Origin of the sequence: Pseudomonas sp. PB101, assembly GCF_009764265.1 — a bacterium.
Classification (GTDB): domain Bacteria; phylum Pseudomonadota; class Gammaproteobacteria; order Pseudomonadales; family Pseudomonadaceae; genus Aquipseudomonas.
The window spans coordinates 57,672-78,147 of sequence record NZ_RWIR01000055.1; the positions used below are offsets into that span (position 1 = coordinate 57,672).

17 protein-coding genes are annotated in these 20,476 nt (G+C 62.2%); 3 read left to right on the forward strand and 14 right to left on the reverse strand.

Annotated elements, in window-relative coordinates; genetic code table 11:
* From EI969_RS17040 to ccoN (EI969_RS17090), 11 genes are all read right to left on the reverse strand, one after another.
* A complete protein-coding gene (locus EI969_RS17040) occupies positions 1-2,451 on the reverse strand; it encodes a heavy metal translocating P-type ATPase (RefSeq protein ID WP_160388816.1) in 2,451 nt (816 codons plus the stop codon).
* A gap of 119 nt (positions 2,452-2,570) precedes the next feature.
* Positions 2,571-3,110 carry a FixH family protein gene (locus tag EI969_RS17045; protein ID WP_160388817.1) on the reverse strand — a complete coding sequence of 180 codons (540 nt, stop codon included), beginning with the start codon at positions 3,108-3,110 and terminating at the stop codon, positions 2,571-2,573.
* 11 nt (positions 3,111-3,121) lie between these two features.
* Entirely contained in the window at positions 3,122-4,537 is a 1,416-nt protein-coding gene (gene ccoG / locus EI969_RS17050) for a cytochrome c oxidase accessory protein CcoG (RefSeq protein ID WP_160388818.1), read from the reverse strand.
* Between the two features lie 333 nt (positions 4,538-4,870).
* A complete protein-coding gene (ccoP, locus tag EI969_RS17055; RefSeq protein ID WP_160388819.1) occupies positions 4,871-5,848 on the reverse strand; it encodes a cytochrome-c oxidase, cbb3-type subunit III in 978 nt (325 codons plus the stop codon).
* Complete coding sequence (locus tag EI969_RS17060; protein ID WP_003175465.1) at positions 5,845-6,030, reverse strand: CcoQ/FixQ family Cbb3-type cytochrome c oxidase assembly chaperone; 186 nt, start codon at positions 6,028-6,030, stop codon at positions 5,845-5,847. The genes ccoP (EI969_RS17055) and EI969_RS17060 overlap by 4 nt, the downstream gene beginning before the upstream one ends.
* A gap of 5 nt (positions 6,031-6,035) precedes the next feature.
* Positions 6,036-6,644, reverse strand: coding sequence for a cytochrome-c oxidase, cbb3-type subunit II (ccoO, locus tag EI969_RS17065; protein WP_095047713.1), 609 nt, complete (start codon positions 6,642-6,644; stop codon positions 6,036-6,038).
* The gene (gene ccoN, locus EI969_RS17070; RefSeq protein WP_046041350.1) at positions 6,644-8,086 is read right to left on the reverse strand and encodes a cytochrome-c oxidase, cbb3-type subunit I; all 1,443 of its coding nucleotides are present in this window, start codon (positions 8,084-8,086) and stop codon (positions 6,644-6,646) included. The genes ccoO (EI969_RS17065) and ccoN (EI969_RS17070) overlap by 1 nt, the downstream gene beginning before the upstream one ends.
* Positions 8,087-8,568: 482 nt before the next feature.
* On the reverse strand, positions 8,569-9,522 hold the full coding sequence (gene ccoP / locus EI969_RS17075; RefSeq protein WP_160388820.1) for a cytochrome-c oxidase, cbb3-type subunit III: 954 nt from the start codon (positions 9,520-9,522) through the stop codon (positions 8,569-8,571).
* Positions 9,519-9,713: a cbb3-type cytochrome c oxidase subunit 3 gene (locus tag EI969_RS17080; RefSeq protein WP_160388821.1), complete on the reverse strand. Its 195-nt coding sequence runs from the start codon at positions 9,711-9,713 to the stop codon at positions 9,519-9,521. Before EI969_RS17080 ends, ccoP (EI969_RS17075) begins: the two co-directional genes overlap by 4 nt.
* Positions 9,714-9,716: 3 nt before the next feature.
* Positions 9,717-10,325 (reverse strand): cytochrome-c oxidase, cbb3-type subunit II, encoded by a 609-nt coding sequence (gene ccoO / locus EI969_RS17085; RefSeq protein WP_160388822.1) that lies wholly within the window; start codon positions 10,323-10,325, stop codon positions 9,717-9,719.
* Positions 10,326-10,335: 10 nt separating this feature from the next.
* Positions 10,336-11,760, reverse strand: coding sequence for a cytochrome-c oxidase, cbb3-type subunit I (ccoN, locus tag EI969_RS17090; protein ID WP_160388823.1), 1,425 nt, complete (start codon positions 11,758-11,760; stop codon positions 10,336-10,338).
* 85 nt (positions 11,761-11,845) lie between these two features.
* Between ccoN (EI969_RS17090) and EI969_RS17095 the strand changes: the two genes are divergently transcribed.
* Positions 11,846-12,523, forward strand: a complete 678-nt coding sequence (locus EI969_RS17095; RefSeq protein ID WP_256678323.1) for an alpha/beta family hydrolase — start codon at positions 11,846-11,848, stop codon at positions 12,521-12,523.
* 204 nt (positions 12,524-12,727) lie between these two features.
* On the opposite strand, the gene EI969_RS17100 is transcribed toward EI969_RS17095, so the two are convergent.
* Complete coding sequence (locus EI969_RS17100) at positions 12,728-14,293, reverse strand: PAS domain-containing methyl-accepting chemotaxis protein (protein ID WP_160388824.1); 1,566 nt, start codon at positions 14,291-14,293, stop codon at positions 12,728-12,730.
* Positions 14,294-14,436: 143 nt separating this feature from the next.
* Complete coding sequence (gene acnA / locus EI969_RS17105; RefSeq protein ID WP_160388825.1) at positions 14,437-17,178, reverse strand: aconitate hydratase AcnA; 2,742 nt, start codon at positions 17,176-17,178, stop codon at positions 14,437-14,439.
* Positions 17,179-17,400: 222 nt separating this feature from the next.
* Between acnA and rlmM the strand changes: the two genes are divergently transcribed.
* Both rlmM and tusA read left to right on the forward strand, forming a co-directional pair.
* The gene (gene rlmM, locus EI969_RS17110; protein ID WP_160388826.1) at positions 17,401-18,474 is read left to right on the forward strand and encodes a 23S rRNA (cytidine(2498)-2'-O)-methyltransferase RlmM; all 1,074 of its coding nucleotides are present in this window, start codon (positions 17,401-17,403) and stop codon (positions 18,472-18,474) included.
* Positions 18,475-18,668: 194 nt separating this feature from the next.
* Positions 18,669-18,920, forward strand: coding sequence for a sulfurtransferase TusA (gene tusA / locus EI969_RS17115; RefSeq protein ID WP_160388929.1), 252 nt, complete (start codon positions 18,669-18,671; stop codon positions 18,918-18,920).
* A gap of 136 nt (positions 18,921-19,056) precedes the next feature.
* Here tusA and EI969_RS17120 read toward each other — a convergent pair whose 3' ends face one another.
* The gene (locus tag EI969_RS17120; RefSeq protein WP_160388827.1) at positions 19,057-20,460 is read right to left on the reverse strand and encodes an MATE family efflux transporter; all 1,404 of its coding nucleotides are present in this window, start codon (positions 20,458-20,460) and stop codon (positions 19,057-19,059) included.
* Positions 20,461-20,476: the final 16 nt, after the last annotated feature.

Below are 20,476 nucleotides of genomic sequence, written 5' to 3' on the forward strand. Positions count from 1 at the left end.
TCAGGCCGGCAGCGGGCGGGTTTCTGGCGAGGTGCTGGCGGCGGGCGCGCTCGGCATGCGAGTCAGGCGCAGCGCGTTCAACACCACGGTCAACGAACTGATCGACATGCCCACCGCCGCCCAGACCGGAGTGATCCAGCCGAGGGCGGCGAAGGGCAACATGAGGCCATTGTACAACCCGGCCCACAGCAGGTTCTCGATAATCACCCGACGGGTGCGCCGCGCCAGGCTGAAGGCTTGCACCAACGCGTCGAGGCGGTTGGACAGCAGCACCGCATCGGCACTGGTTTTCGCCAGATCGGTGGCCGAACCCATGGCGACGCTGATATCGGCAGCCGCCAGCACCGGCACGTCATTGACCCCGTCGCCGAGCATCAACACCTTGCGGCCTTCTTTGTGCAGTTGTTGCAGGACTTGCAGTTTATCGTCCGGACGCAAGCCGCCATGGGCTTCATCGATGCCCAGCTCCGCCGCCACGCTGGCGACCATCGGCGAGCTGTCGCCGGACAACAGCAGCGTGCGCCAGCCACGTGCCTTGCACGCGTCCAGCAGCGCCGGCGCGTCGGCACGGAGGCGATCGTCGAGGACGAACCAGGCCAGCGGTCCCTGGCTGTCACCCAGCAGCAGCCATTGGCCGGCTTCTTCGGGCATCGACGGCACCACTGCGCCGCTGAGTTCGCAGACGAATCCCGGCTGGCCGATGCGCAGGCGTCGCCCGTCAACCAGCCCCTCCAGGCCAAGGCCCGGGGTGCTGTGAACTTCTTCGGCGGCCATCGGTGCACGTCCGAACGCCCGGGCGATCGGGTGTTCAGAGCGGTTTTCCAGGGCGGCGGCAAGGCCCAGGCATTGATCGCTGTCGAGCGCGCCGAGGGGGCGGATCGAACGCAGCGCCAGGCGGCCTTCGGTGAGGGTGCCGGTCTTGTCGAAAATCACCGTGTCGATCTGGTTCAGGCCTTCCAGCACATGGCCGCGGGTCAGCAGCAGTCCCAGTTTGTGCAAGGTGCCGGTAGCGGCGGTGAGCGCGGTCGGTGTGGCCAGCGACAACGCGCACGGGCAGGTCGCCACCAGCATCGCCAGTACGATCCAGAAGGCCCGCGATGAGTCCAGTTCCCACCACAACAGGCCAATCGCGGCGGCGGCGATCAGCGACAGCAGCAGGAACCATTGCGCGGCGCGGTCGGCGATTTCCGCCAGTCGCGGCTTTTCCGCCTGGGCACGATCGAGCAGGCGAACGATGGCCGAGAGACGGGTGTCCTGGCCCAGGGCCTGGACCTCGACGGTCAGTGCGCCTTCGACGTTCAGGGTGCCGGCGGTGACCGCGTCGCCGAGGGTGCGCGGTTGCGGCAGGTATTCGCCGGTCAGCAGCGACTCGTCGACGCTCGACTGACCGTCGAGGATCTTGCCGTCAGCCGGAAGAATGGCGCCTGGGTGAACCAGCACCTGATCGCCAACACGCAGTTCGCTGAGCAGAATGCGTTCGCTCTGGCCGTCAGGCATCAATCGCAGGCACGAGGCGGGCAGCAGATTCACCAGCTGCGCGGTGGCGGCGGCCGTACGCTCGCGGGCGCGGCGTTCCAGATAGCGTCCGGCCAGCAGGAACAAGGCAAACATGCCGACGGCATCGAAATACAGTTCGCCGACCCCGGTGATCGAGGTCCAGATGCCGGCGATGTAGGCGCTGCCGATGGCCAGCGACACGGAAACGTCCATGGTCAGGTGGCGGGTACGCAAATCGCGCATGGCGCCTTTGAAAAACGGCGCGCAGCTGTAGAACACGATCGGGGTGGTGAGGAACAGCGCGACCCAGCGCAGGATGGTGTGCATTTCGGGGCTGAGGTCGATGTTGAATTCGGGCCAGGTGGCCATGGTTGCCATCATCGCCTGGAACCACAGCAGCCCGGCCACGCCGAGCTGGCGCAGGGCCAGGCGGTTTTCGCTGGCCAGTTGTTCGCTGGCGCGGTCGGCCTGGTACGGGTGTGCGGCGTAACCGATGTGGCGCAGTTCGCTGAGGACCCGGCTCAGCGGTAATTGCCCATCGGCCCAGCGTACGTGCAGGCGATGGTTGGACAGGTTCAGGCGTGCTTCGGCCACTGCCGGGAGGGTGCGAAGGTGTTTTTCGATCAGCCAGCCACAGGCCGCGCAGCTGATGCCTTCCATCAACAGTGTGGTTTCGGCGAGGTCGCCATCGTGGCGGACAAAGGGTTGCTGCACATCGGCACGGTCGTACAGCGCCAGTTCGTCCACCAGTTGCACCGGCAGCGCTTCGGGGTTGGCCGAGGCTTCGCTGCGGTGCCGGTAATAGCTTTCCAGACCGCCGGCGACAATGGCCTCGGCCACGGCCTGGCAACCCGGGCAGCAGAACTCGCGGGAATCCCCGAGCACGACGGCGGTGAAGCGACTGCCGGTCGGGACGGGCAGGGCGCAGTGGTAGCAGGGGAGTGGGGTGGTCATGGTTGTTCTATGGCGTCTGGGTGGGCCCCATCGCCAGCAAGCCGGCTCCTACATTGGATTTGCGGCGTACGCAAAACCCTGTGGGAGCGGGCTTGCCCGCGATGCGCGAAGCGCAGCTTTTACTTCTTCAGGTCTTCGGCGCCCTGCAGCGGCTCGTCACCGAGCAGCAGGTCCTTGTCATGGCTGACCAGTTCCTCTTCGAACATGCGCCAGATGTGCTCGTCCTGGGTGCCGAGCAATTCGACAAAACGGCGACCTTCGATCTTGTCGCTCAACTGGCCGATGTAGCGGCCCTGTTCGGTGTCGCTGCGGGTCAGGGTGATCTTGCGATCCTTCTCCGGCTGGGTCGGCGAGATCAGGTTCAGCTCCAGGGTCGTGGGCTGGCTGTCGCCGCTCAGGCGCAGGTCGACTTCGCCGGTCACGTCATCGAGATGAACGCTGGCGCGCATTTTCAGGTTCTGGGCCAGCAGCTCACGGTCGAGGGAGCGGTTGATGCCTTTGCCGGCCTCGTAGTAGTTGTCGTTGACCAGGTTGTCCGGATTCTTCACCGCGATGGTCACCATGGACAAGGTCAGCGTCACCGAGCAGGCCAGGATCCCGATGATGATCCACGGCCAGAGGTGCTTGTACCAGGGACTTGCGGCATTTGCAGCGGGCATGTTCAGTTCTCTCAACGATTTTGTGGGCCGATGAACCGGCTCTTGGCTTCAATGTGGATGCTGTCGTCATCGGCATCCTTGAGGATGAATTTCACCTCGTTGGTGCTCGACGGCAGTTTTTCCGGTGCGACGGACAGCTCGGCCGGCTGGCTGACGATCTCGCCGGCCGCGACCTTGATCTCGCGCCGGCCCTGCAATTTGAGATCCGGCAGGCCGGAGGCTTCGAGCAGGTAGGTATGGTCGCGCTGGTCCTTGTTCATGATTTTCAGGCTGTAGACGTTTTCGATCCGGCCTTCGGCGTTCTCGCGGTACAGCACGCGGTCCTTGCTGACATCGAAACCCACCAGCGAGCGCATGAAGAACGCGGTCACCAGCAAGCTGATCATCGCCAGCAGCACCACGGCATAGCCGATCAGGCGCGGGCGCAGTTTATGGGTTTTCTGCCCCGACAGGTTGTGCTCGGTGGTGTAGCTGATCAGCCCGCGCGGGTATTCCATCTTGTCCATGATGGCGTCGCAGGCATCGATGCAGGCGGCGCAACCGATGCATTCGATTTGCAGGCCGTCGCGGATGTCGATGCCGGTCGGGCAGACCTGGACACACATGGTGCAGTCGATGCAGTCACCCAGGCCCTGGGCCTTGTAGTCGATACCTTTTTTGCGCGGGCCACGGCTTTCGCCACGGCGTGGGTCGTAGGAAACGATCAGGGTGTCCTTGTCGAACATCACGCTCTGGAAGCGTGCGTACGGGCACATGTAGATGCATACCTGCTCACGCAGCCAGCCGGCGTTGCCGTAAGTGGCGAGGGTGAAGAAGCCGACCCAGAAGTACGACCAGCCATCCGCCTGGCCGGTGAAGAATTCGAACACCAGTTCGCGGATCGGCGAGAAGTAACCGACGAAGGTCATGCCGGTGACGAAGCCGATCAGCAGCCACAGGCTGTGCTTGCTGAATTTGCGCAGCAACTTGTTGGCGCTCATCGGCGCCTTGTCGAGCTTGATGCGCTGGTTGCGGTCACCTTCGGTGACTTTTTCGCACCACATGAAGATCCAGGTCCAGACGCTTTGCGGGCAGGTATAACCGCACCAGACCCGGCCGGCGTACACGGTGATGAAGAACAGGCCGAACGCGGCGATGATCAGCATGCCGGACAGCAGAATGAAATCCTGGGGCCAGAAAGTGGCGCCGAAAATGAAGAACTTGCGCTCCGGCAGGTTCCACCAGACGGCCTGATGGCCGCCCCAGTTCAGCCACACCGTGCCGAAATACAGCAGGAACAGCACGGCACCGCCGGCCATCCGCAGGTTGCGAAACAGGCCGGTGAAGGCGCGGGTGTAGATTTTTTCCCTGGAGGCGTAGAGGTCGACGCTGTTGTTCGCGTTCTTGGCGGGTGGAGTGACGTCGTGTACCGGAATCTGGTTGCTCATCGTTGCATCCCACGGCAGTGGAAAAGTGCCTCGGTCAGTACGTGCCGACCGCGGTCAAAAAGGGGTGCTGCAGTGGCGCAATGATACGCCTGTCGCTCTAGCCTGCGGGTGCGACCTTTGGTCACGTTTGGCAAAATCATTTGATGGTGTAATGACTTGAATCAATTGACTTGGGAATTATGGACGAGTTTTGCGGTGAGGCGTTCAATCCTCGTTTCCTTTCAAGAGTGCTCTGACCGATTGACCGCCTGAACATCGAAGCCTGGCCTTAAACAAAACGGCCCCGCCAATTCACATTGGCGGGGCCGTTTTTTGTTGCTTCAAGCGTTTGCCTTACTCGGCGTCCGCTGCCTTCTCACCGTGAGACAGGCTGTAGACATAAGCAGCCAGCAGGTGAACCTTGTCGTTACCCTGCATTGCCTCTTGCGCAGGCATCTGGCCCTGACGGCCGTAACGGATGGTCTGCTGCAGTTGAGCGAAGCTCGAACCGTAGATGAACGCGGCCGGGTGAGTCAGGTTGGGGGCGCCCATCGCTGGCGTGCCTTTGCCTTCCGGACCGTGGCATGCCACGCAGTTGGTGGCGAACAGTTTCTGTCCGGCAGCCGGGTCGGCCTTGGCGCCTTCCGGCAACTTGCGGCCATCGAGGTTGGTCAGGATAAACGCGGCCACGTCGGCCACGCCTTGCTCGCCGATCACTTCAGCCCACGCCGGCATCACCGCATGACGGCCGCCCATGATGGTGGTCTTGATGGTTTCCGGCTCGCCACCCCAGCGCCAGTCGGCGTCTGTCAGGTTAGGGAAGCCATAGGCGCCCTTGGCGTCGGAGCCGTGGCAAACCGAGCAGTTGGAAGCGAACAGGCGACCACCCATTTTCAGGGCTTGCGGGTCCTTGGCCACTTCTTCGATTGGCATGGCGGCGAACTTGGCGAAGATCGGACCGAACTTGGCGTCCGACTTGGCCATTTCCTTTTCCCACTCGTGAACGCCGGTCCAGCCGGTCTGGCCGTTGGCGAACGCGGTCTGCTTCTCGTTATCCAGGTAGTTGTAACCCGGCAGCAGGCCTTTCCAGTTGCCCAGGCCCGGGTACAGCACCAGGTAGCCGAGGGCGAAGATGATGGTGCCCACGAACAGCATGAACCACCATTTCGGCAGGGGGTTGTCGTACTCCTCGATCCCGTCGAAGGAGTGCCCAACCGTCTCGTCCGTCTGCTCGCTGCGCTGGCCCTTGCGGGTCGACAGCAACAGCCAGGTCAGGGCGAAGATCGTACCGAGACTGAGGACTGTGACGTACAGACTCCAGAATGTAGTCATTCTTTGTTACTCCTAGAAGCTTGCTCGACGTGCTTGATGGCTTCGGGATCATCCGCGAAAGGCAGCAAGGTCGCGTCTTCAAACTCCGACTTGCGCTTGGGGCTGAATACCCACAACGCCAGACCGATGAAGGCCACCATCACGACAACGGTGCCCAGGCCACGAATCATCCCGATATCCATTTAGATCACCGTTTGCTTTTGATGATGGTGCCCAGGCCTTGCAGATAGGCCACCAGCGCGTCCATTTCGGTTTTGCCCTTCACGGCATCCTTGGCACCGGCGATGTCTTCGTCGGTGTAAGGGACGCCGAGCGTGCGCAAGACTTCCATTTTTTTCGCGGTGTCCTTGCCGTCGAGCTTGTTTTCCACGAGGAACGGGTAGGCCGGCATTTTCGACTCTGGCACTACGTTGCGCGGGTTGTACAAGTGCGCACGCTGCCAGTCATCGGAGTAACGACCGCCAACACGGGCCAGGTCCGGACCGGTACGCTTGGAACCCCACAGGAACGGGTGGTCCCAGACGCTCTCACCAGCGACCGAGTAGTGGCCGTAGCGTTCGGTTTCGGCACGGAACGGACGGATCATCTGCGAGTGGCAGCCGACACAACCGTTGGCGATATAAACGTCCCGGCCTTCCAGTTCAAGGGCGGAGCGGGGCTTCATGCCCTCGACCGGCTTGTTGGTGACGTCCTGGAAAAACAGCGGAACGATCTGGGTCAGGCCGCCGACGCTGACGGCGATGACCATGAAGAAGGCCAGCAGGCCAATGTTCTTCTCGACTGCTTCATGCTTCATCAGTGAGCTCCAACTACGGCAATCTGTTCGGCGGCTTTGGCTTCAGCCGGGTTCGAGGCGCGTACGGTACGGAATACGTTGTAGGCCATGAACAGCATGCCGGTGGCGAAGAATGCACCGCCCAGGGCGCGGACGATGAAGCCCGGGTGGCTGGCTTGCAGCGCTTCGACGAACGAATAGGTGAGGGTGCCGTCATCGTTGATTGCACGCCACATCAGGCCCTGGGTGATGCCGTTGACCCACATCGAAGCGATGTAGAGCACGGTACCGATGGTCGCGAGCCAGAAGTGCGTGTTGATCAGGCCGGTGCTGTGCATCTGCGCACGACCGAACAGTTTCGGGATCATGTGGTAGATCGCGCCGATCGAGATCATCGCCACCCAGCCCAGAGCGCCGGCGTGTACGTGGCCGATGGTCCAGTCGGTGTAGTGCGACAGCGAGTTCACGGTCTTGATGGCCATCATCGGACCTTCGAAGGTCGACATGCCGTAGAACGCCAGCGATACCACGAGGAAGCGCAGGATCGGGTCCGTGCGCAGCTTATGCCAGGCGCCCGACAGGGTCATCATGCCGTTGATCATGCCGCCCCAGCTCGGAGCCAGCAGGATGATCGACATCGCCATGCCCAGGGACTGGGCCCAGTCCGGCAGTGCGGTGTAGTGCAGGTGGTGCGGACCGGCCCAGATGTACAGGGTGATCAGCGCCCAGAAGTGCACGATCGACAGGCGATAGGAGTAGATCGGACGCTCGGCCTGTTTCGGCACGAAGTAGTACATCATCCCCAGGAAGCCGGTGGTCAGGAAGAAGCCCACGGCGTTGTGGCCGTACCACCACTGGATCATCGCGTCCGTCGCACCCGAGTAGGCCGAGTAGGACTTGAACAGGCTGACCGGCAGCGACATGTGGTTGACGATGTGCAGCATCGCGGTCACGACGATGAACGCGCCGTAGAACCAGTTGCCCACATAGATGTGCTTGGTCTTGCGCTTGACGATGGTGCCGAAGAACACCAGACCGTAGGTGACCCAGACAATGGCCAGCAGAATAGCCAGGGGCCATTCCAGTTCCGCGTATTCCTTGGTGGTGGTGAAACCCATCGGCAAGGTAATGATCGCGCCGACGATCACCGCTTGCCATCCCCAGAAGGTGAAGGCGGCGAGGCTGTCGGAAATCAGTCGCGTTTGGCAGGTTCGCTGCACGACGTAATAAGAAGTGGCAAACAGTGCACATCCACCGAAGGCGAAAATCACCAGGTTGGTGTGCAGCGGGCGCAGGCGTCCAAAGCTCGTCCATGGCAGACCGAAGTTCAACTCCGGCCAGACCAGTTGCGAGGCGATGAAGACACCGAGCCCCATGCCAAGGATCCCCCAGACCACCGTCATGATGGCGAACTGGCGGACTACCTTATAGTTATAAGCAGTCGGACTGATTGCTGTGCTCATTCTAAGGTTCCACGGTTTGGGTGTTTTATTAGGATTAAAAATCGGCCGCAAGTATGGAGAAAGCAGGGGGTCATTGCAACGCGCCATGACCTGGGTCAATGCTTTCAAATGCTGATTCTGCGGCCTTTCCATGCACCGCGTAAGGACAAAATTGCCCGCAGGCAAAATGTCCTGGCGAACTCGAAAGGCGAGGGGTTCAGGTGACATGTAACGGGGTGTGTTGAAACGCAACGATCGAGTGACCGATGGCAATTGGCGCGACAGCCGGTATTACCGGCCTTTGCGGCCTGTCATCGGGCAGATTCGTCGGACACCTCGCTTCGGGTCGACCTGGAACCGGTGCTTGCCGGTCCGCATCGGGGGAAGCTTAGACGTGAATCCGGGGAACCGAAAGGAAGAGTCAAAGAGGGTGCGACAATGCGTCGCAAAGAGGCAGGGAAGCTGCCGCATCCGGGTGAATGCGGCAGTAGAGCGGTCGGGAATTATTCGCCCTTGTCTTCGGCCAGCAAATGCTCGGAGCCGGCAGCGTGTGACAGGCTGTAAACGTACGCGGCCAAGAGCTGCACCTTGTCATTGCCGAGCAGTTCGTTTTGCGCCGGCATATGGCCCTGGCGGCCATGACGAATCGTTTGTTCAAGCTGCGTCAGGCTGGTGCCGTAGATGAAACCGGTCGGGTGCGTGAGGTTTGGCGCGCCCATGGCTTCGGTGCCCTGGCCGTTTGCCCCATGGCAGGCGACGCAGGTGGTGCTGAACGCTTGTTGTCCGGCTTGCAGGTCGGCCTTGCTGCCTTGCGGCAATGGCAGCCCGGCCAGGTCGTGGCGCACATAGGCCGCGACGTTTTTCACGCCTGCCTCGCCAAGGACTTCACCCCAGGCCGGCATCGCCGCCATGCGGCCACCCATGATGGTGGTCTTGATGGTTTGTGCGTTGCCGCCCCAGCGCCAGTCGCTGTCGGTCAGGTTGGGGAAACCGAACGCACCCTTGGCATCCGAGCCGTGGCACACCGAGCAGTTGGAGGCGAACAGGCGGCCGCCCATTTTCAATGCCTGTGGATCCTTGGCTACCTCTTCCACGGGCATCGCCGCAAACCGGGCGAAGATCGGCCCGAACTTCGCGTCGGCCTTGGTCATCTCCTTTTCCCATTCGTGCACGCCGGTCCAGCCGTTCTCGTAGCCGGGCAGGATGCCTTTCCAGTTGCCCAGGCCCGGATAAAGAATCAGGTAGCCGACGGCAAACACCAGCGTGCCGGCGAACAGCATGAACCACCATTGCGGCAACGGATTGTCGTACTCCTCGATGCCGTCGAAGCTGTGGCCCATGGTCTGGTCGACGCTGCCCTTGGTTTCGCCCTTGCGGGTGCCGATCAGCAGCCAGGTCAGGCCGATCAGGCTGCCGATGGTCAGTACGCAGATCCACGTACTCCAGAAGGTGGTCATGGCCGGGTACTCCTTGTTGCTGATTCTTCGGTGATGTCAGGTTGTGGCTCGTCGGCGAACGGCAGCAGGCGCGCTTCGGCGAATTCCGGGCTGCGCTTGCTGTTGAATACCCACAGGGTCAAGCCGACGAAGGCCACGAACACCACGACGGTGCCGAGACCGCGGATCATTCCAGTGCTCAATTCAAACATTGCTCACCTCTTGCTCTTGATCGCAGTGCCGAGCACTTGCAGGTAGGCGACCAGTGCGTCCATTTCGCTCTTGCCCTTGAGGGAAGCGACGGCGCCGGCGATGTCGTCGTCGGTGTACGGCACGCCCAGGGTGCGCATGGCCTTGATCTTGGTTTCGGTATGACTGCTGTCGACCGGGTTGGCCACCAGCCACGGGTAGGCCGGCATCTTCGATTCCGGCACCACGTTGCGCGGGTTGTACAGGTGCGCGCGGTGCCAGTCATCCGAGTAGCGCGCGCCGACCCTGGCCAGGTCCGGCCCGGTGCGTTTCGAGCCCCACAGGAACGGGTGATCCCAGACGCTTTCGCCGGCCACCGAGTAGTGGCCGTAGCGTTCGGTCTCGGCGCGGAACGGGCGGATCATCTGCGAGTGACAGCCGACGCAGCCTTCGCGGATGTAGATGTCGCGACCTTCCAGTTGCAGCGCGGTGTAGGGCTTCATGCCTTCCACCGGTTTGTTGGTCACGTCCTGGAAGAACAGCGGGACGATCTGGGTCAGGCCGCCGATGCTCACGGCCAGGATCATCAGCAGCAGCAACAGGCCGACGTTTTTCTCGATGGTTTCGTGTTTCATGGCGGACTCCTCAGGCCATCTGCGCGGCAGCGGCGACGTCGGCAGGCTGCGAGGCCCGCACGGTGCGCCAGGTGTTGTAGGCCATCAGGAACATGCCGCTGAGGAAGATCGCGCCACCCACCAGCCGCACGACGAAGCCAGGGTGGCTGGCCACCAGGGTCTCGACGAAGGAGTAGGTCAGCGTGCCGTCCTCGTTCACCGCACGCCACATCAGGCCCTGGGCGATGCCGTTGACCCACATCGAGGCGATGTACAGCACGGTGCCGATGGTGGCGAGCCAGAAGTGCGCGTTGATCAGGCCGATGCTGTGCATCTGCTCGCGCCCGAAGACTTTCGGGATCATGTGGTACAGCGCGCCGATGGAGATCATCGCCACCCAGCCGAGTGCACCGGCGTGTACGTGGCCGATGGTCCAGTCGGTGTAGTGGGAGAGGGCGTTGACCGTCTTGATCGCCATCATCGGCCCTTCGAAGGTCGACATGCCGTAGAACGCCAGCGACACCACGAGGAAGCGCAGGATCGGGTCGCTGCGCAACTTATGCCAGGCGCCCGACAGGGTCATCATGCCGTTGATCATGCCGCCCCAGCTCGGCGCCAGCAGGATCAGCGACATCACCATGCCCAGCGACTGCGCCCAGTCCGGCAGCGCGGTGTAGTGCAAGTGGTGCGGGCCGGCCCAGATGTACAGGGTGATCAGCGCCCAGAAGTGCACGATCGACAGGCGATAGGAATACACCGGACGCTCGGCCTGTTTCGGCACGAAGTAGTACATCATCCCGAGGAAACCGGCGGTGAGGAAAAAGCCTACGGCGTTGTGCCCGTACCACCATTGCACCATCGCGTCGGTGGCGCCGGAGTACAGCGAGTAGGACTTGGTGAAGCTGACCGGCAACTCCATGTTGTTGACGATGTGCAGGATCGCCACGGTGATGATGAATGCGCCGAAGAACCAGTTACCGACGTAGATGTGTTTGGTCTTGCGCTGCATGATCGTGCCGAAGAACACGATGGCGTAGGCGACCCAGACGATGGTGATCAGGATGTCGATCGGCCATTCCAGCTCGGCGTATTCCTTGGAACTGGTGTAGCCCAATGGCAGGCTGATGGCCGCCAGGAGAATCACAAGCTGCCAGCCCCAGAAGCAGAACGCGGCGATTTTCGGCGCGAACAGCTGAGTCTGGCAGGTACGTTGTACTGAATAAAACGAACTGGCGAACAGCGCGCAGCCGCCAAAGGCGAAGATCACCGCGTTGGTGTGCAGCGGGCGCAAGCGGCCGAAGCTGGTCCACGGCAGATTGAAGTTGAGTTCGGGCCAGACCAACTGGGCGGCGAGAAAAACCCCGAGCCCCATGCCGACGATGCCCCACACCACCGTCATAATGGCAAATTGGCGGACCACCTTGTAGTTGTAGGCGGTACTGATTGAAGTGTTCATGGTTCCCCATCCACGGTTCAGCCGAAGTGAGTGCGGCAGCGCATCCTTCGCCTGGAGTTATAGGCAGACTAAAAGCGAGGCAAGCATGGACAAACAGCACAAGGCCGGTATTGACGGGGATCAATGGGCGCAGTGCGTGCGGGATCATGGATGGTTGTGGAATGCCGCCAGCGGCAAGGCTGCGGCGACGCTGATCCTCGCCCATGGCGCTGGCGCACCGATGGACAGCGACTGGATGAACGACATGGCTGCACGCCTCGCCGCGCAAGGCGTCAACGTGTTGCGCTTCGAGTTTCCGTACATGGCGCAGCGGCGCCTCGACGGCGGCAAGCGCCCACCGAACCCGGCGCCGAAACTGTTGGAGTGCTGGCGTGAGGTGTATGCCCAGGTGCGACGTCATGTCACTGGGCCGCTGGCCATCGGCGGCAAGTCCATGGGCGGGCGCATGGCCAGCCTGCTGGCGGATGAGTTGGGCGCGGATGCGCTGGTGTGCCTGGGCTATCCGTTCTATGCGGTGGGTAAACCGGAGAAACCACGGGTCGAGCATCTGGCTTCTTTGAAAACCCGCACGCTGATCGTGCAGGGCGAGCGCGATGCCCTGGGCAATCGCGAGGCAGTGGAAGGCTATGCGCTGTCACCGAATATCGAGGTGTTCTGGCTGGTGGCGGGGGATCATGACTTGAAGCCGTTGAAGGCTTCGGGGTTTAGCCATGAGCAGCATCTGGCGGCTGCGGCCCAGCGGGTGGTTGAATTTCTTCAGTGAGGTTTTCGCCAGCAGCCAGGGCCTCATCGCTGGCAAGCCAGCTCCCACAGGTTTCAGTGTGTGAATGCAATTGATATCACACAGCGGAACCCTGTGGGAGCGGGCTTGCCCGCGAAGGGGCCCGGTCAGGCAGCATCACTTTCAGACTGGCAATAAAAAACCCGGAGGCATTCACCGTCCGGGTTTTTATCATTCCAGCAACAATCAGCGGTTAAACCGCTCCACCAACGAGTATTGCGTGTTGGCGGTCTTGGTCAGCTCTTCACTCAACAACGCCGAGTTCTGCGCCTGTTCCGAGGTCTGGTCGGCCAGGTGCGAGATGTTGCTGATGTTGCGGCTGATCTCTTCGGCCACGGCGCTTTGCTCTTCGGTCGCGGCGGCGATCTGGGTGGTCATGTCGGTGATGTTGGCCACCGCTTCGCTGATCCCCACCAGTGCCTGGTCGGCCTCCAGTACTCGCGCCACGCCTTCTTCGGCCTGGCGATGCCCGGCTTCCATGGTTTGCACGGCGGTGCTGGCGGTTTGCTGGAGCTTGGCGATCAGCGCATGAATCTGCCCGGTGGACTCGCTGGTGCGTTGCGCCAACTGGCGGACTTCGTCGGCCACCACCGCAAAACCACGACCCATCTCGCCGGCACGGGCCGCTTCGATGGCGGCGTTCAGGGCCAGCAGGTTGGTCTGGTCGGCGATGCCTTTGATCACGTCGACCACGCCACCGATTTCGTTGCTGTCCTTGGCCAGTTGGGTCACGGTCACGCCGGTTTCACCGACCACCACCGACAGGCGTTGGATGGCCTCGCGGGTTTCCCCGGCGATGTCGCGACCACGCCCGGTCAGGCGATTGGCTTCCTGGGTGGCGTCGGCGGTGCGTTGTACGTGGCTGGCGACTTCCTGGGTGGTCGCGGCCATCTGGTTGACCGCGGTGGCCACTTGCTCGGTCTCGACACGTTGACGCTCCAGGCCGCTGGAGCTGTTGTGCGCCAGGGCATCGGATTGCCGGGCCTGATCGGTCAGGTGTTCGGCCGTGTCCTGCAGACGCGTCAGGCAGGTTTTCAGGCGCGCTTCCTGACTGAGGATGGACATTTCCAGGCGCGCCTGATCGCCGCGACTGTCGGTGTACATCTGTGCGATCAACGGGTCGGACGTGGTCTGCTCGGCCAGGCGCAGCAAACGCTTGAGGCCGCGTTGTTGCCAGCGCAGGCCCATCAGGCCCAGTGGCACCGAAAGGCCGGCCGCCAGGGCAAAACCCCAATGGGAGTTCAGCGAGGCGCCGATCATGAAGCTCAATTGGCTGACCAGAATGAACGGCAGCCAGTCCTGCAGGATCGGCACCCATTTATCCGAAGAAGGAATGGCCGACTTGCCCTGGTTGATGCGTTGGTAGAGCGCCTCGGCACGGCGGATCTGTTCGGCGGTGGGCTTGACCCGCACCGACTCGTAACCGGTCACTTGCTTGCCTTCGAAGACCGGGGTCACGTAGGCGTTCACCCAGTAATGATCACCGTTCTTGCAGCGATTCTTGACAATGCCCATCCATGGCAAGCCTTGTTTCAGCGTGGCCCACATGTGTGCGAACACCGCGGCCGGGACGTCGGGGTGACGGACCTGGTTATGCGGTGCACGGATCAACTCCTCTCGGGAAAACCCGCTGATTTCGACGAAGGCGTCGTTGCAGTAGGTGATCATGCCCTTGGCATCGGTGGTGGAAATCAACCGTTGCTGAGCCGGGAAGGTCCGCTCGCGCTGTGTAATTGGCTGGTTGTTACGCATGGCTTTTTTAATCCGCAAGGCTTTCAAGTGCTGTATCGGCAAGACCTGCGGATTGTTGAGATTATTTTTCGATACTCTGTGGATTCCCCCGGTCCCCACATACAAAAACACCGCCCGAAGGCGGCGTTTGTATCAGCGCATGCCTAGGAGGCAATCATCTGCCGCAACACGTAGTGCAGAATCCCTCCCGCCTTGAAGTACTCCACTTCATTAAGGGTATCGATGCGGCACAGCACCTCGATTTTCTCGCGGCTACCGTCTTCGCGCGTGATGACCAGCGTCAGGTTCATTCGCGGCGTCAGTTCGGTGCCGGTCAAGCCGAGGATGTCCAGGGTTTCACTGCCGTCCAGATTCAGGCTCTTGCGGTTCTGATCCAGCTTGAACTGCAATGGCAGCACGCCCATGCCCACCAGGTTGGAGCGGTGGATGCGTTCGAAGCTTTCGGCGATGACCGCTTTGACCCCCAGCAGGTTGGTGCCTTTGGCCGCCCAGTCGCGGCTCGATCCGGTGCCGTATTCCTGACCGGCGATCACCACCAGCGGCGTGCCCGACGCCTGATAGCGCATGGCGGCGTCGTAGATCGGCATTTTCTCTCCGGTGGGAATGTAGCGGGTGTTGCCGCCTTCTTCGCCGCCGAGCATTTCATTGCGTATGCGGATGTTGGCGAAGGTGCCGCGCATCATCACTTCATGGTTGCCACGCCGCGAACCGTAGGAGTTGAAATCCCGTGGTTCCACGCCCTTGTCGCGCAGGTATTGCCCTGCCGGGCTGTCCGCCTTGATATTGCCGGCGGGGGAGATGTGGTCGGTGGTCACCGAGTCGCCGAGCAGGGCGAGTATGTTCGCTGCGCTGACATCCTTGATGACCGGCGGCGGCCCGCCGATGCCGTCGAAGAACGGAGGATGCTGGATGTAGGTCGAGTCGTCCTGCCAGACATAGGTCGCCGCTTGCGGAACCTCGATCGCCTGCCATTGCGCGTCACCGGCAAACACTTCGGCGTACTCCTTGTGGAACATGGCGGTGTTGACCTGATTCACCGCGTCGGCGATTTCCTTGCTGCTGGGCCAGATGTCCCGCAGGTACACCGGTTTGCCGTCCTGGTCTTCGCCCAACGGTTCGCGGTTGAGGTCGGTGCGCACCGTGCCGGCCAACGCATAGGCGACCACCAGCGGCGGGGAGGCCAGCCAGTTGGTTTTCACCAACGGGTGCACCCGGCCTTCGAAGTTGCGGTTGCCCGAGAGCACGGACGCCACGGTGAGATCGGCTTGCTGGATGGCTTTCTCGATGGGCTCCGACAGCGGCCCGGAGTTGCCGATGCAGGTGGTGCAGCCATAGCCGACCAGGGCAAAACCCAATTCATCGAGGTAACGGGTCAGGTCGGCCGCCTTGTAGTAGTCGGTGACCACTTTTGAACCGGGGGCCAGTGAGCTCTTGACCCAGGGTTTGCGCTTCAGGCCTTTTTCCACGGCTTTCTTCGCCACCAGCCCGGCGGCCATCATCACGCTCGGGTTGGAGGTGTTGGTGCAGGAGGTGATGGCGGCAATCACCACCGCGCCGTTTTTCAGGCGATAGGTCTGGCCTTCGTAGTGGTAATCCGCCTCACCGGCCAGATCGGCGTTGCCGACGGCGACGCCGCCACCGCCCTCACTTTCCAGCCGGCCTTCTTCCTTGCTGGTGGGTTTGAATTGCAGGTCGATGAAGTCACTGAAGGCCTGGGCGACGTTCGACAGGGACACCCGGTCCTGCGGGCGCTTCGGCCCCGCGAGGCTGGCTTCGACGCTGCCCATGTCCAGCGCCAGGCTGTCGGTGAACACCGGCTCCTGGCCGGGCAGGCGCCACAGGCCCTGGGCCTTGCTGTAGGCCTCGACCAGTTGCACCGTTTCGAGGGGGCGCCCGGACAGGCGCAGGTACTCGAGGGTTATCTCGTCCACCGGGAAAAAACCGCAGGTGGCGCCGTATTCCGGGGCCATGTTGGCGATGGTCGCCCGGTCGGCCAGCGGCAGGTCGGCTAGGCCGTCGCCGTAAAATTCGACGAACTTGCCCACCACGCCTTTCTTGCGCAGCATCTGGGTCACGGTCAGCACCAGGTCGGTGGCGGTGATGCCTTCCCTGAGCTTGCCGGTGAGTTTGAAGCCGATCACTTCCGGAATCAGCATCGACACCGGTTGCCCGAGCATCGCTGCTTCCGCCTCGATGCCGCCGACGCCCCAGCCGAGCACGCCGAGACCGTTGATCATGGTGGTGTGGGAATCGGTGCCGACCAGGGTGTCGGGGAAGGCATAGGTGCGACCGTCCTCGTCCTTGGTCCAGACCGTGCGGCCAAGGTATTCAAGATTCACCTGGTGGCAGATCCCGGTGCCCGGCGGCACCACGCTGAAATTGTCGAAGGCGCTCTGGCCCCAGCGCAGGAAGGCATAACGCTCGCCATTGCGCTGCATTTCAATGTCGACGTTCTGCTCGAAGGCACTGCTGCTGGCGAATTTGTCGACCATCACCGAGTGGTCGATCACCAGGTCTACCGGCGACAGGGGGTTGATCCGCTGCGGATTGCCACCGGCCTTGGCCATCGCCGCGCGCATGGCGGCCAGGTCGACCACCGCCGGTACGCCGGTGAAGTCCTGCATCAGTACCCGCGCCGGGCGGTACTGGATCTCGCGGTCGGAGCGCCGCTCCTTGAGCCACGCGGCCAGTGCCTTGAGGTCGGCGCCGGTGACGGTTTTTTCGTCCTCCCAGCGCAGCAGGTTTTCCAGCAGGACTTTCAACGACATCGGCAACCTGTCCAGCTCGCCCAGGCTCTTGGCGGCATCGGGCAGGCTGAAGTAATGGTAGGTCTTGTTGCCGACTTGCAGGGTCTTGAGCGTTTTCAGACTATCGAGGGACGGCATTGCAATCACTCCTTTGAGTCCGCACGGCCACGGACGGAGGGGACGGACAGAGCCTTAAACCTAGCCCTGTTTTCGGTAGCTGGCTAATAACTGGACTCTATGGACAGACCCCAGGTTCCGATCTCGGCTATCATGCGCCGGTTTTCGTGACAGGCTTTGCTTCAACGCAAGCCTGGGCATCGCGCAGTGGCTGAATTTCCTCGCCATTGCCCAGGAGTAAGAATGAACACCCTATTCATGCATTGCCGGCCGGGCTTCGAAGGCGAAGTCTGTTCCGAGATTTCCGACCTTGCCGCACGGCTGAACGTGGCCGGTTATGCCAAGGCCAAGGCCGCCACGGCCTGCGCCGAATTCGTCTGCACCGAAGAAGACGGCGCCGAGCGCCTGATGCGCGGGCAGCGTTTCGCCGAACTGATCTTCCCGCGCCAGTGGGCCCGGGGGATTTTCATCGATCTGCCGGAAACCGACCGCATCAGCGTGATCCTGGCGCATATGGCGGACTTTCCGCTGTGCGGTAGCCTGTGGCTGGAAATGGTCGACACCAACGACGGCAAGGAACTGTCGAATTTCTGCAAGAAATTCGAAGGGCACCTGCGCAAGGCGCTGATGGCCGCCGGCAAACTGGTGGAAGACGCGCACAAGCCGCGTTTGCTGCTGACGTTCAAGAGCGGCCGCGAAGTGTTCATGGGCCTGGCCGAGTCGAACAACTCGGCCATGTGGCCGATGGGCATTCCGCGTTTGAAATTCCCCCGCGAGGCGCCGAGCCGCTCGACCCTCAAACTGGAAGAGGCCTGGCACCACTTTATCCCGCGCGATCAGTGGGACGAGCGCCTGCACGGCGATATGACCGGTGTCGACCTCGGGGCCGCTCCTGGTGGCTGGACCTGGCAACTGGTCAACCGCGGCATGCTGGTGACCGCCATCGACAACGGCCCGATGGCCGAAAGCCTGATGGACACTGGGCTGGTGCAGCACTTGATGGCCGACGGTTTTACCTTCAAGCCCAAGCAACCGGTGGACTGGATGGTCTGCGACATCGTCGAGAAGCCGGCGCGCAACGCCGCGATGCTGGAAGAGTGGATCGGCGACGGCCATTGCCGCGAAGCGGTGGTCAACCTCAAGCTGCCGATGAAACAGCGTTATGCCGAAGTGAAACGCTTGCTGGAACGGATTGCCGATGGCTTCAAGGCGCGGGGCATCAGGGTCGAGATCGGCTGCAAGCAGCTGTACCACGACCGCGAAGAAGTGACGTGCCATTTGCGTCGGCTGGATGTGAAGAAGCCCAAGTCCCGCTGAAACACCGCAACCCCCTGTAGGAGCGAGCCTGCTCGCGATGGACCTGAGAGCACCACGGGGTGTCAGGTCTCCCGCGTCATCGTTGACGACCATCGCGAGCAGGGCTCGCTCCTACAGGGGGGGGCGGCGTAATGCCACAGATGACGTTGCACCCGGCAATGCGCGACAATGCCGGCCTGTTTCAGGAGTTGATCATGAGTGAAATGCTTGATACGCCGGTAGACGGCACCCTCGACGCCACCGGCCTCAACTGCCCGGAGCCGGTGATGATGCTGCACCAGCACATTCGTGACCTGGTGCCCGGCGGCCTGCTCAAGGTGATCGCCACCGACCCGTCGACCCGTCGCGACATTCCCAAGTTCTGCGTGTTTCTCGACCACGAACTGGTGGCGCAGCACGAGGATCAGGGCACCTACCTCTACTGGATTCGCAAAAAGTCCGGCTGATCAGTTCCCCTGTAGGAGCGAGCCTGCTCGCGATGGACGTCAACGATAACGCGTTAAACCTGATGCCCCGCGGTGTCCTGACGTTTTTCGCGAGCAGTCGAGCATTGACCGGCTGCTCCTACAGGTGATGCGGTGATCAGTGCTGGCACAGGCGAATCCGCCGGCGCGCACTGAGCGTCAGGCGGATCGACAGCATCAGCGCCGCACAGCTCAACCCGGCAATCAACCCTTCCCACAGCCCGCTCGGGCCGCTGGCCGGACCGAACCAGTCGGTCAGTCCCAGCAAGTAACCGACCGGCAGGCCGATACCCCAATAGGCGAACAGGGTCAGGATCATCGTCACCCGGGTGTCCTGGTAGCCACGCAACGCGCCCGCGCAGATCACCTGGATGGCATCGGAAAACTGATACAGCGCGGCATAGACGATCAGCATCGAGGCAATCTGGATCACGGCCCGGTCAGGCGTGTAGATCGAGGCGATCTGTTCGCGCAGCAGCAGGATCAGCGCCGCCGAGAACGCCGCGAACACCAGTGCCGCGCCGAGCCCGACCTTAGCCGCGAAACGCGCCTGCCAGGGATTGCCGGCCCCCAGCGCCTGGCCGACCCGCACGGTCACCGCCATGCCCAGCGAGTAAGGGATCATGAACAGCAGCGAGCTGATATTCAGGGCGATCTGATGCCCGGCCACCACGGTAGAGCCGAGACTGCCGATCAACAGGGCAATGACCGCGAAGATGCTGGACTCGGCGAAGACGGCGATACCGATCGGCAGGCCAATGCTGACCAGACGCTTGATCACGGCCCATTGCGGCCGGTCGAAGCGCACCAGTACACGGGTGCGGGCATAGAAGGGGGCCCAGAACGTCCAGCCGGCCATGCTCAACGCCATGAACCACATCACGATGCCGCTGGCCCAGCCGCAACCGACGCCGCCCAGGGCCGGTGCGCCGAAATGGCCATAGATCAACGTGTAGTTAAGCGGGATGTTCAGCAGCAGGCCACACAAGCCAATGACCATGCTCGGACGGGTACGCCCCATGCCATCGCTGTAGCAGCGCAGCACGTAATAAAAAGCCATGCCCGGAAAGCCGAAGGCGATCCCGTGCAGGTAACCCATGCTCGGCTCGATCAATTGCGGATCGACTTTCATCCAGTGCAGGATCGGCTCGGCGCCGAGCAGCAGGCCACTGCCGATCAAGCCGACACACAGTGCGAGCCACAGTGCCTGGCGTACCAGCGGGCCGATTTCGTCAAGCTGCCCGGCGCCAAAGCGTTGCGCGACCTTGGGCGTGGTTGCCAGCAGGACGCCGGACATCAACAGGTAGACCGGAATCCAGATCGAATTGCCCAGGGCCACCGAGGCCAGGTCCCGTGGGCTGACGCGGCCGGCCATCACCGCATCGACGAAGCCCATGGCCGTGGTGGCCAGTTGCGCGATCATGATGGGCAGGGCCAGGCTGAGCAGGCCCTTGAGTTCCAGGCGAACGGGGGTCGTCCGCGCAGGAGCAGTGGCGACGGTATTCTCTATTACAGGATTCAATGGCGAAACGTCCAAA

Coding starts and splice junctions, on each gene's coding strand:
- ccoO (WP_160388822.1), bottom strand. CDS start 10,325: ATGAAACACGAAACCATCGAGAAAAACGTCGGCCTGTTGCTGCTGCTG.
- ccoO (WP_095047713.1), bottom strand. CDS start 6,644: ATGAAGCATGAAGCAGTCGAGAAGAACATTGGCCTGCTGGCCTTCTTC.
- ccoP (WP_160388820.1), bottom strand. CDS start 9,522: ATGACCACCTTCTGGAGTACGTGGATCTGCGTACTGACCATCGGCAGC.
- rlmM (WP_160388826.1), top strand. CDS start 17,401: ATGAACACCCTATTCATGCATTGCCGGCCGGGCTTCGAAGGCGAAGTC.
- EI969_RS17060 (WP_003175465.1), bottom strand. CDS start 6,030: ATGGATATCGGGATGATTCGTGGCCTGGGCACCGTTGTCGTGATGGTG.
- EI969_RS17080 (WP_160388821.1), bottom strand. CDS start 9,713: ATGTTTGAATTGAGCACTGGAATGATCCGCGGTCTCGGCACCGTCGTG.
- tusA (WP_160388929.1), top strand. CDS start 18,669: ATGAGTGAAATGCTTGATACGCCGGTAGACGGCACCCTCGACGCCACC.
- EI969_RS17095 (WP_256678323.1), top strand. CDS start 11,846: ATGGACAAACAGCACAAGGCCGGTATTGACGGGGATCAATGGGCGCAG.
- ccoN (WP_160388823.1), bottom strand. CDS start 11,760: ATGAACACTTCAATCAGTACCGCCTACAACTACAAGGTGGTCCGCCAA.
- acnA (WP_160388825.1), bottom strand. CDS start 17,178: ATGCCGTCCCTCGATAGTCTGAAAACGCTCAAGACCCTGCAAGTCGGC.
- ccoP (WP_160388819.1), bottom strand. CDS start 5,848: ATGACTACATTCTGGAGTCTGTACGTCACAGTCCTCAGTCTCGGTACG.
- ccoG (WP_160388818.1), bottom strand. CDS start 4,537: ATGAGCAACCAGATTCCGGTACACGACGTCACTCCACCCGCCAAGAAC.
- EI969_RS17100 (WP_160388824.1), bottom strand. CDS start 14,293: ATGCGTAACAACCAGCCAATTACACAGCGCGAGCGGACCTTCCCGGCT.
- EI969_RS17040 (WP_160388816.1), bottom strand. CDS start 2,451: ATGACCACCCCACTCCCCTGCTACCACTGCGCCCTGCCCGTCCCGACC.
- ccoN (WP_046041350.1), bottom strand. CDS start 8,086: ATGAGCACAGCAATCAGTCCGACTGCTTATAACTATAAGGTAGTCCGC.
- EI969_RS17045 (WP_160388817.1), bottom strand. CDS start 3,110: ATGCCCGCTGCAAATGCCGCAAGTCCCTGGTACAAGCACCTCTGGCCG.